The organism is Parvibaculum sp. (genome assembly GCF_049672805.1).
GTDB lineage: Bacteria > Pseudomonadota > Alphaproteobacteria > Parvibaculales > Parvibaculaceae > Parvibaculum.
In genome coordinates this window covers 1-9330 of sequence record NZ_JBATWS010000363.1, presented here as the reverse complement: position 1 = coordinate 9330, position 9330 = coordinate 1, and the positions used below count along the sequence as shown (strand labels likewise).

Below are 9330 nucleotides of genomic sequence, written 5' to 3'. Positions count from 1 at the left end.
GACCATGGGAGGTTTCACCTCTCTCCTGCGTGCCAATATCCGCGATGTGCTGGCGCCGGGTGGCCTGCTCCTTGCCTCTGACGCTCTTCCCGCGAAGTGGATTTCGCTCGCGCTTCACGGTAAGGCCAAGGAAGACTCAACACTTTCTGGCGAGTCCGTTTACGCTGACCTCGAAGACGATGGCTTCAGCAACATCCAGACGTTGCGGGCAGGCTGCTGCAATGTTTTCATCGCCGATGCGCCGCTTGCGCAGGAGATGAGACCCCGCCATCCGAACAGGCCGGACAAGGCCGCAGAAGCGGGCTGGCTCATTGTCTTCAATCCGGCTTCCGATGATGCCCCCTGCGCCGAAGCGGTGGCAGCGCGCCTGCACGAAGCGGGTGCTCTCGTCATTGAGGCGCATACGCAGGCGACTGAGGGCGGCGAGGCACTCGTTATCGATCCCGATCTTGAAGAGCAGTGGACGGAAACATACGAAGCCATCAAGGAGAGCGGTGTTGCGCTGCAGGGCGTGGTGCTGGTTGGCAACATCTCGAATGATGCCCGACCCGGCTGGCGCACACTGCTGGCGGCGCGCAGCATGGCGAAGGTGAAACTCGACCCGATGCCGCGTCTCCACATCGTGACGACGAATGCATCGAGCTTCCGTGCCAGCCCCGATACAAATCTTGTTCAGGCACCGCTTTGGGGCATTGGCCGCGTTATCGCCAATGAAGTTCCCAAAATCCGTCCTCGCATGATCGATCTCATGGGCACACGGGAGGAACGCATCGCGCTTGCAGCGCGGCTTGCGGCTTCGCTGCTGGAGAAGAATGCGGAGCCGGAACTCGTCATCAGTATGGATGGCGCTTACACGCCGCGTCTGCGGGTGGTTGAAGAAGCGACGCAGGAACCGGCATCTTCGCTCCGGCTCGGCTTCACATCCGGCCGTCTTGGCTCGCTTGCCTGGTCTCCCACCTCTCAGCCGCGTCCGGGTGATGATGACATCGTTGTCGCACCGCGCGCGGCTGGCCTCAATTATCGCGATGTCATGTATGCGCTTGGCGTTCTGCCTGAAGAAGCGCTCGAAGCCGGTTTCGCCGGCGCAAGTCTCGGCATGGAAGCGGCAGGTATCGTTGTCGCCACGGGCAAGAACGTCACGGAATTTCGTCCCGGTGATGAAGTCATCTGCTTTGCGCCGGATTGCTTCAACAGCCATATCGTGACGCCTGCCAAGGCGGCCATCGCCAAGCCGACGCAGATCAGCTTTGAGGAAGCTGCGACAATCCCCACCGCCTTTTTCACCGTGCAGTACGCGCTCGATTATCTGGCGCGCATGCGCAAGGGCGAACGTGTTGTCATTCACGGCGCGGCTGGCGGCGTCGGACTCGCGGCCATTCAGGTCGCCCGTCATCTTGGCGCAGAGATATTCGTCACTGTCGGTACGCCCGAGAAGCGGCGGTTGATGCGCAAGCTCGGCGTTCCTGAAGAGCGGATTTTCGATTCGCGCTCCCTCCACTTTGCCGACGACATCATGCGCGTCACGAATGGCGAGGGCGTGGATGTTGTCCTGAACTCCCTTGCGGGCGAAGCCATCCATCGCAATCTCGGCTTGCTTCGTCCCTTCGGGCGCTTTCTTGAACTCGGCAAGCGCGATTTCTACGAGAACAATCGCATCGGCCTGAAGTTCTTCCGCAACAATCTCAGCTATTTCGGGATTGATGCCGATCAGCTCATGGTGGAGCGGCCCGCGCTCGCACAAGAGCTTTTTGCAGATATCATCCGCCGTTTTGAAGCAGGCATTTATAAGCCCCTGCCCTATCGCGTGTTTGACGCCGAACGGATCTCGGACGCATTCCGGCTGATGCAGAAATCCGGCCATACGGGCAAGATTGTTATTCGTCCGCCGCAACCTCCCGTCGCGGCCGCGCCGAAGAAGGTGAAGGACTTCACCGTCCGGCCAGACGCATCCGTCTTCATCTCTGGCGGCCTGTCGGGATTTGGCCTTGCCACGGCGCGCTGGTTTGCGGCAAAGGGTGCGGGCGGCCTTGTGCTTGCAGGGCGCTCCGGCCCGTCAAGCGATGAAGCCAAAGCGGCGATTGCCGAGCTTGAATCGCTTGGCGTGAAGGTCATCGCGCGCGCATGTGATGTTACCGATCTTGCCTCCGTTACCTCGCTTCTTGATGAAGCAGAGGCGGCGCAAATTCCCGTGCGCGGCATCATTCATGCGGCCGCCGTGTTCGATGATGCGACACTCGACAGTCTTGATGTCCGGCAGTATCAGCGCGTCATAGAACCGAAGATGCGTGGCGCACTCACACTCCATGAAGCGAGCCTTGGGCGCGAGCTTGATTTCTTCGTGCTTTATTCCTCGATAACCACCTGTTTCGGCAATCCGGGTCAGGCGAATTATGTGGCGGCAAACAGCTTCCTTGAAGCCCTCGCCCAGCATCGCCATGCTCTCGGCCTGCCCGCACAGGCCATTGGCTGGGGTGCCATTGGCGATGCCGGTTACCTCGCCCGCAATGAAGCCCTTCGCGACCAGCTCGCTGCAAAGCTTGGTGCCGCGCCGCTGAGCACAGAAAAAGCGATGGGCTTCCTTGAGGAGCTGCTGAGCGGGAGCCAGACCAATCTTTATGCAGGCGATGTCAACTGGCAGCGTCTGCGCTCCGGCCTGCCCGTTCTGCAGTCGCCGATCTACGCCGAACTGACATCGAAAGCAGGCCGTGAAGAAATGGCCGGTGGCGGCGAAGATGCGCTGGAACGCGTGAAATCCATGCCCGCTTCAGAAGCGATGGAGTTTGTTGCCGGTATTCTTCTGGAAGAGGTGGGACAGGTTCTGCGTCTCACGCCGGAAAAGATCGACCGGGACAAGCCTGTCTTCGATCTCGGCATGGACTCGCTGATGGCGCTTGAAATGAAGCTTACCATCGAAGATCGCTTCCACATTGATGTCCCTGTTATGGTGCTTTCCGATGGCGGCACCATCAATTCGCTTTCGGCGCAGATTGTGCGTCAGGTTCAGGGCGGCGATACTGAGGAAGAAGCCTTGCCGGTTGATGTTCACACCATCATTTCGCGACATGTGAATGATGATGATATAGAGAACCTGAATCGCGGCGATAGCGCTGTCGATAATTCCTCTGACCAGAACATGCTTGTACGTGACACAGTCTGACAATCCCGAAAAACCACGCCTTTCACGTGAGTCGAAGGAAGAGGCGCTGCGCCGCATTCTCAAGAAGCATCCAGGCCTCGCAGGCAGCGAGGCAACGCCTGATGCTGCGCAACCGGCTGCAATACCCGAAGCCTATTACCGGATCGAGAAATTCGCCGAGTATCAATCGATTGCCCTGCAGCAGGATCTCGCGCGAAAGGTCGATCTCGAAAGCCCCTACTTTCTCGAGCATGACCGGATCGCGCGCGACACCGCGGTGATCGGCGGTAAGGAATACATCAATTTCGGGACCTATAATTATCTCGACCTGAACGGCGATCCCCGGGTGAATGAGGCCGCCCATCAGGCCATGCTGAAATACGGGACTTCCGCTTCCGCGAGCCGCCTTGTTTCAGGTGAACGTCCGCCGCATCGCGAACTGGAAGAAAAGATCGCCGAGATTCACGGCACCCCGGCGGCTCTGACCTTCGTTTCCGGTCACGCCACAAATGTCTCGACCATCGGAACGCTTCTCGGCAAGCGCGATCTCATCTTGCATGATCGTCTCATTCACAATTCCATGCTGCAGGGCGCACTGCTCTCCGGCGCGCAACGCCAGCCCTTTGAGCATAATGATGTGAAGGGCCTCGACGAACTGCTCACGCGATCGCGCCGAAAGTTCGAGAAGGTTCTGATCTGCATCGAAGGTGTCTATTCGATGGATGGCGACGTGCCGCCCCTTCCCGATTTCATCAAGGTGGCGCAGAAGCACAAGGCACTGTTGATGGTGGATGAGGCGCACTCGCTTGGCGCACTCGGCAAGCGCGGGCGCGGCATTGGCGAGCATTTCGGCGTGAACCCCGCCGATGTCGATATCTGGATGGGCACGCTCTCAAAAACGCTTGCAGGATGTGGCGGCTACATAACGGGCTCAGCGGCGCTGATCTCCTTGCTCAAGCATTCCGCTTCCGGCTTCCTTTATTCGGTCGGTATGCCGCCTCCCATTGCGGCTGCTTCACTAGAGGCGTTGCGCATCATGGAGCGTGAACCGGAACGCGTGCAGAAACTTCAGGAAAATGGCCGGCTGATGCTGGAGCTTGCGAAGGCGGAGGGGCTGAACACGGGCCACGCCACCGGCTCATCCGTTCTGCCCATCATCACCGGAAGCTCGCTGCTGGCGGCACGTCTTTCGAAAGCTCTCTTTGAGGAAGGCATCAACGCCCCGCCCATCATTTATCCGGCTGTGGAAGAACGGGTGGCCCGTCTGCGTTTCTTTATCTCCAGCGCTCACAGCGAAGAGCAGCTCCGGCACACGATCCGCCGTACAGCCGAGCTTATGCGGAAATTGTCTGAGAGCCCGCTTCCGGTGCAGAAGGGCTGACCGCTCAGAGGCCGATGACCGTGCTCCAGCCGCTATCCGTGAGGCAGACGGCGCTTACCTGCGTCTTGCGCAATGTGAGGTCCGTGAGAAGCACACGCTTGCAGCGATCACCCGCGGCGGAAATATATTCCCCTCCCACCTGAACCTTTGCCTGCCTGCCGGATGCCATCTGCACGGTGCCGCTGGTGCCATAAGAGGCGCTGGTCGCGAAATTCGCCACGGCATCACTCGGCGCAGCGGCGACAGAAGCATGTTGCGAAGCGGGGGTGGAGCCCGCTTCGCCCGTGGTGACGCAAGCGGCCAGAGCGGGGCTCAGGGCAAGAAGAAATGCCACGCGCAGCAGCCCGATTTGTTTGAAGTGTTTCATCTCAACCCCCCGATTTTTCCGCGAACATGACGCACAACCTATCATGAAACATGTTGATTTCCGCTCCCTGATTTCTCGTCCATGAGCCTGCGCAGGCTCGATGGCACGGACAATCTGGCTGGCCAGTCAACTCCCGCTTTCAGGCGATGGCGAAGATCGTGATCCTCGACCAGCATGGCGAGGGCATCTGTCCAGGCTTCTGCGTTTTCAGGCGCACAGAGAAGACCGTTCTCCCCGTTCCGAACCACGTGGCTGTAGGGTGCAGTATCCGCATAGATGCCCACAGCACCGAAGCGCGCAATATCGAGATACTTGACCCAGGAGCGTGCCTGGTTGAACGGTGTTGGCAGGAGCGGTGCAAGCCCGATATCGAAACGGACAGACCGGCTCCGCTCAAGATAATCCGGCCAGGACAGCGGTGGACGGACCTCGACGCGAGGCAGATCGCGATAAACCTTGCTCACATCGCGCCTGCCGACTATCTCGAAATACGTATCTTCGTGGCGATCATGGATGGCAGCGATGATGGGGTATAGCCAATGCCGCTCGCCGCGATGGGTTTTCTGGCCGTGATAGAAAATCCGCAAGGGACGACCCCGCCCTTCTTCACGCATGCCGGGCAAAGGAAAGGGCTCCGGGTGCGGATCTATCCGCTCCACAGGGCCGGCGCCCGAGAAGCACTCCGCCAGAACATCCGATGAGAGCCAGAGTTCGCTCGTCACACGCGCGATGCGGCGCGCATAGCGCAACCAGAAATGCGCCATGACGATGCGGTATTCAAGCGGCAGGTCCCTGTCACGCCAGGCAACGCCGATATCATCGTCGAGCAACCAGGCGACCCCCGCGAGGCCCGAGGCAGCTTCCTCGATTTCCTTCATCGCGCGCCGGTTGACATAGCGAACGATGATGAGAAACGAACCGTCGAGCGGCGCCGGGCACGGTGCACCAAGTGTCCAGTAGGCGACCGGAAGCCTGCTTCCCGCAAGGCGGTGCCGCAAATAGAGATCGCAGGTGGGCGATGCACTCTGAGTGAGAACCACCACTCTTTCCGGTGAGCGGGAATAATTTCCCTCACACCGGAAAGAGCGCGCATAGGTGCCTGCCTGTTGGCCCATCCCGAAGCACCTAGTCGACGTTCAGCACCACGGCCGTTGACAGGGCGACGCGATAGAGCACTTCCACCACATCGCGGAAGATTGCAAACGTCTTGGCATTCGGAGACGGGAGAACCATGATGTGATCGCCCTTGCGGATTGCAGCCGAACCATCATGGACCGAGCCGTCATTGCGCATGACGAGAAGTCGGCTTGCATCACCCCGGTTGCTCAGGCCACCTGCGGCATTGATGTAATCCCGCGCGGTGAGAGAGCGTTTCCAGAGCACGGTCTGAGGCAGCTTGACCTCACCCGACACCACAACCACATCGCTCTTTTTCGGAATGACGATCTCATCGCCATTCTCGAGGATCATATTTTTCCAGTCGCTTCCGGCAAGAACCACCCGGCCTTCCGGCGCGACAGCCCGCACCTGCGCGACGAAACGCTCGACAAGAGCTGCTTCCTGCACGCGGATTTGCGACTCCGTTCCGCTGATCGAATTGTCGGTCAGCACGGAACGCTGCAACTCATAAAGCGCGCGGTCAATGGCGAGGCGCTGGCGCTGGGCCACGGATTCACGGCGAATATAGATTGCTTCGAGATCAGCAAGGTCCGGGTCAACTTCGATAAGCTGAGCCACAGCGCCAAGCCGCGTGGAGCGCGGCACCGCGAATGTGGACGGCCCGAGATCATTGCCATCCACCTTGACGACAATCGTTTCCGCCTCGCGGTCAGCATCGACAACCCATGCGTCACCATCCGCAAGACCATAATTCTCGATCTCGGAAAGCGGGACGTAGGTGTTGAAGTGCTTGCCGTCGCGAATGCCCTGAATGAGAACGTGACTCGCCGCCGCCTGCGGCTGAGCGAGACGCAGAATGGTCGAAACCTCACCCTGCTCATGGGGCAGGAACTCGAACAGATATTCATTCCGCACCTGTCCGCTTACCCAGACGGTGGGGAACTGGTTGCCGACGACGATCACGTCATTGTCCGAGAAGCGAATATTCGGCATCGCCCCTTTGGTGAGAAAATCATAGAGGTCAACGGTGGCGACCACCCGCCCGTCCCTCATCACGCGTATGTCGCGGTAAGAGCCGCTTTGCGGATCAATGCCGCCCGCGCGGGCAAGGTAGTAGAGAACGCTGTCATCCTTCGCGCCCGGATACCGCCCCGGATAGGGCACGGCGCCCGTCACGAAGACACCAAGCGGCTGCGTGCCCAGAAGGTTCGTATAGACCTTCACATTATCCGTATACACCTGCGCCACGCTTGCGCGCACGCGCTGTGCGAGCCGGTCGTTGGTGATGCCTTCAACCTTGATGGGGCCGATCTCCGGCAAGAAGATATTACCCTGAATGTCCACCACGAGCACGCCATCAAATGTCCGCGCGCCCCACATGCGCACGGCAATGCGATCCCCCTGCGCGATGGCATAGTCCGGATTGACGCCCACACTGCGATCCACCAGCGTGGAATTCGTGAAAATCTGCGAGCCATAAGGCTTGAGGACATTGCCGCCCATGTCCGGGATAGCGTTCGGAATATCCGTTCTCATGCCGCTTTGCTGCTGCAGGAGAATGTCTCCCCCTGCCGGGGCCGTTACAATCGGCTGCGGCTGCTCGGCGCCTGCCGGATCGCCGAACACTTCCGACATGGCGTCCGGCTGGTTCGCACTGTTCTGTACAGCCCGCACGGCGCTGCGTTCCAGCGCCATATTCTGCGCGACTGCAGCTCCTGACATGGCGATCAGTATCAGGCCTGCAATCACCCCCCGCATTTTTCTCATATCCGCGCGTGCTCCCTAATTGCGGCTCCAATCAGCATCAGAAGGCCATATGCAAGCAATCCGCCCAAAAGGACGGAAACAATATTCAGCAGCCTCTCCGGCTTGGAAGGGTCTGCCGGCAAAGAAGGTTCTACGAAAGCGACAAGATAGGCCTGCTTCCGGTTTGCGTCCGCCCGGGCGACCTCCAGCGCGGTGACAGCAGATGTATAGGCTGATCTCGCGAACTCCTCCTCGATCAGCAGTCTTTCATATTCGGACAGCAGATCCGAATAGGTGATATTCGGTGTGTCTTCGTTGCTCGTAAGTCTGCCGCGTTCCACGCGCATCTGTTGCTCGATGGCAGCAATGCGCGCGCGGACACCGGCAATCTGCGGCGCATCATCGCGCATATAGCTGCGCAGCGACGCAAGCTCCGTCTTGTAACGCGAGAGTTCCGCTTCGAGACTGGCAACGATCCCGCCGATAGCGGCAGCAGAACTTACCGGATCAAGCTCGCCATGCTCCTTCCGAAACTTGTAAAGCGCCATGCGGTTTTCGCGCAGGCGATCTTCCGCAAGCGTTACCTCGTCACGGGCAAACTTCACGGCATCGAGACGGGACTGCTGCGAGATGCGGTTCACCATCTCATCGCTGAAGCGAACGATAAGCTGGGCAATCTTCTGTGCATCTTCCGGGCGATAGGCCTGCACATCCAGATGAACGACATTTGCGTTCGCGTCAAAATAGACCTCGATCCGATCGAGGTAATAGTCGTAGAGATCATCGAGGCTCGCATCGCGCGCGATACGCGACCAGATATCCGCCTCATCCACCGCATAAAGTGAGTGGATGTCGAGCTCTTCCTGCAGCTTCGCAACGATCTCGCGCGACTGGATATATTCCTGCACGACATAGCCGTCCACGGCACCGGGGTTGGCGCCGAGTGACCCCAGCAGCCCGCCAAAGGCGGTCGCAATCTGTGCTTCCGACGAGCGAACCGTCATCAGTGATTGCGAGACATAGCGGTCAGCTGCCCAGAAGCCATTATAGATTATCGCAAGCACGCTCGGCACGATGACGATGGCGATGAAAAGCAGGCGCGAGACGCCGAGCTTCATCACGGCGGTTACCTCGTTTTCGAGGAAGGGCCGCGCGCGGTCTCTGACGAAGTCGCCGGCTCGTTTCATTGTGTCGTTCGTCTCAAAAGCGTCACGGAGGCGGCTTCTGGCTGATCCGTCATTCATGGAGCGCACTTTCGGGTATAAAAGTCGATGGCTTCGTCAATGTTGTCGAAGGGGACGAGGAACCCTTCGTATAGCACCATGCCGATCTGGCAATACTCCCGAACCGTCTTTTCATTGTGAGAGACGAGAAGCATTCCCCGATCTTTCGATTGTTCGAGAAAAACCTTCTTTGATTTTTGTCGAAAGAACCTGTCGCCCGCGCCGATGCTTTCGTCAATCAGATAACAGTCAAAATCGATCGCGAGGCTGAGGCCGAAAGCAAGGCGGGATTTCATGCCGCTGCTATAGGTACGCACCGGCATATCGACATAGGGACCGATCTCGGCGAACTCTTCCG

6 protein-coding genes and 1 pseudogene are annotated in these 9330 nt (G+C 59.1%); 2 read left to right on the top strand and 5 right to left on the bottom strand.

Annotated elements, in window-relative coordinates:
- Positions 1-3157: SDR family NAD(P)-dependent oxidoreductase (locus WBF74_RS11445; protein ID WP_424439782.1), on the top strand; the 3157-nt coding region annotated here is incomplete at its 5' end.
- On the top strand, positions 3144-4517 hold the full coding sequence (locus tag WBF74_RS11440) for an aminotransferase class I/II-fold pyridoxal phosphate-dependent enzyme (protein WP_424439779.1): 1374 nt from the start codon (positions 3144-3146) through the stop codon (positions 4515-4517). The genes WBF74_RS11445 and WBF74_RS11440, both read left to right, overlap by 14 nt.
- A 4-nt stretch (positions 4518-4521) precedes the next feature.
- Here the strand turns inward: WBF74_RS11440 and WBF74_RS11435 are convergent, their stop codons facing one another.
- From WBF74_RS11435 to WBF74_RS11415, 5 genes and pseudogenes are all read right to left on the bottom strand, one after another.
- Positions 4522-4884: a hypothetical protein gene (locus tag WBF74_RS11435; protein WP_424439776.1), complete on the bottom strand. Its 363-nt coding sequence runs from the start codon at positions 4882-4884 to the stop codon at positions 4522-4524.
- A gap of 41 nt (positions 4885-4925) precedes the next feature.
- Positions 4926-5924, bottom strand: coding sequence for a glycosyltransferase (locus WBF74_RS11430; protein WP_424439773.1), 999 nt, complete (start codon positions 5922-5924; stop codon positions 4926-4928).
- A gap of 85 nt (positions 5925-6009) precedes the next feature.
- The gene (locus WBF74_RS11425; RefSeq protein WP_424439770.1) at positions 6010-7770 is read right to left on the bottom strand and encodes a polysaccharide biosynthesis/export family protein; all 1761 of its coding nucleotides are present in this window, start codon (positions 7768-7770) and stop codon (positions 6010-6012) included.
- Positions 7767-8936, bottom strand: a complete 1170-nt coding sequence (locus WBF74_RS11420; protein WP_424439767.1) for a hypothetical protein — start codon at positions 8934-8936, stop codon at positions 7767-7769. The genes WBF74_RS11425 and WBF74_RS11420 overlap by 4 nt, the downstream gene beginning before the upstream one ends.
- A gap of 53 nt (positions 8937-8989) precedes the next feature.
- Positions 8990-9330: pseudogene (locus tag WBF74_RS11415) on the bottom strand (ABC transporter ATP-binding protein); the annotation flags it as partial.

Coding starts and splice junctions, on each gene's coding strand:
- WBF74_RS11435 (WP_424439776.1), bottom strand. CDS start 4,884: ATGAAACACTTCAAACAAATCGGGCTGCTGCGCGTGGCATTTCTTCTT.
- WBF74_RS11425 (WP_424439770.1), bottom strand. CDS start 7,770: ATGAGAAAAATGCGGGGGGTGATTGCAGGCCTGATACTGATCGCCATG.
- WBF74_RS11420 (WP_424439767.1), bottom strand. CDS start 8,936: ATGAAACGAGCCGGCGACTTCGTCAGAGACCGCGCGCGGCCCTTCCTC.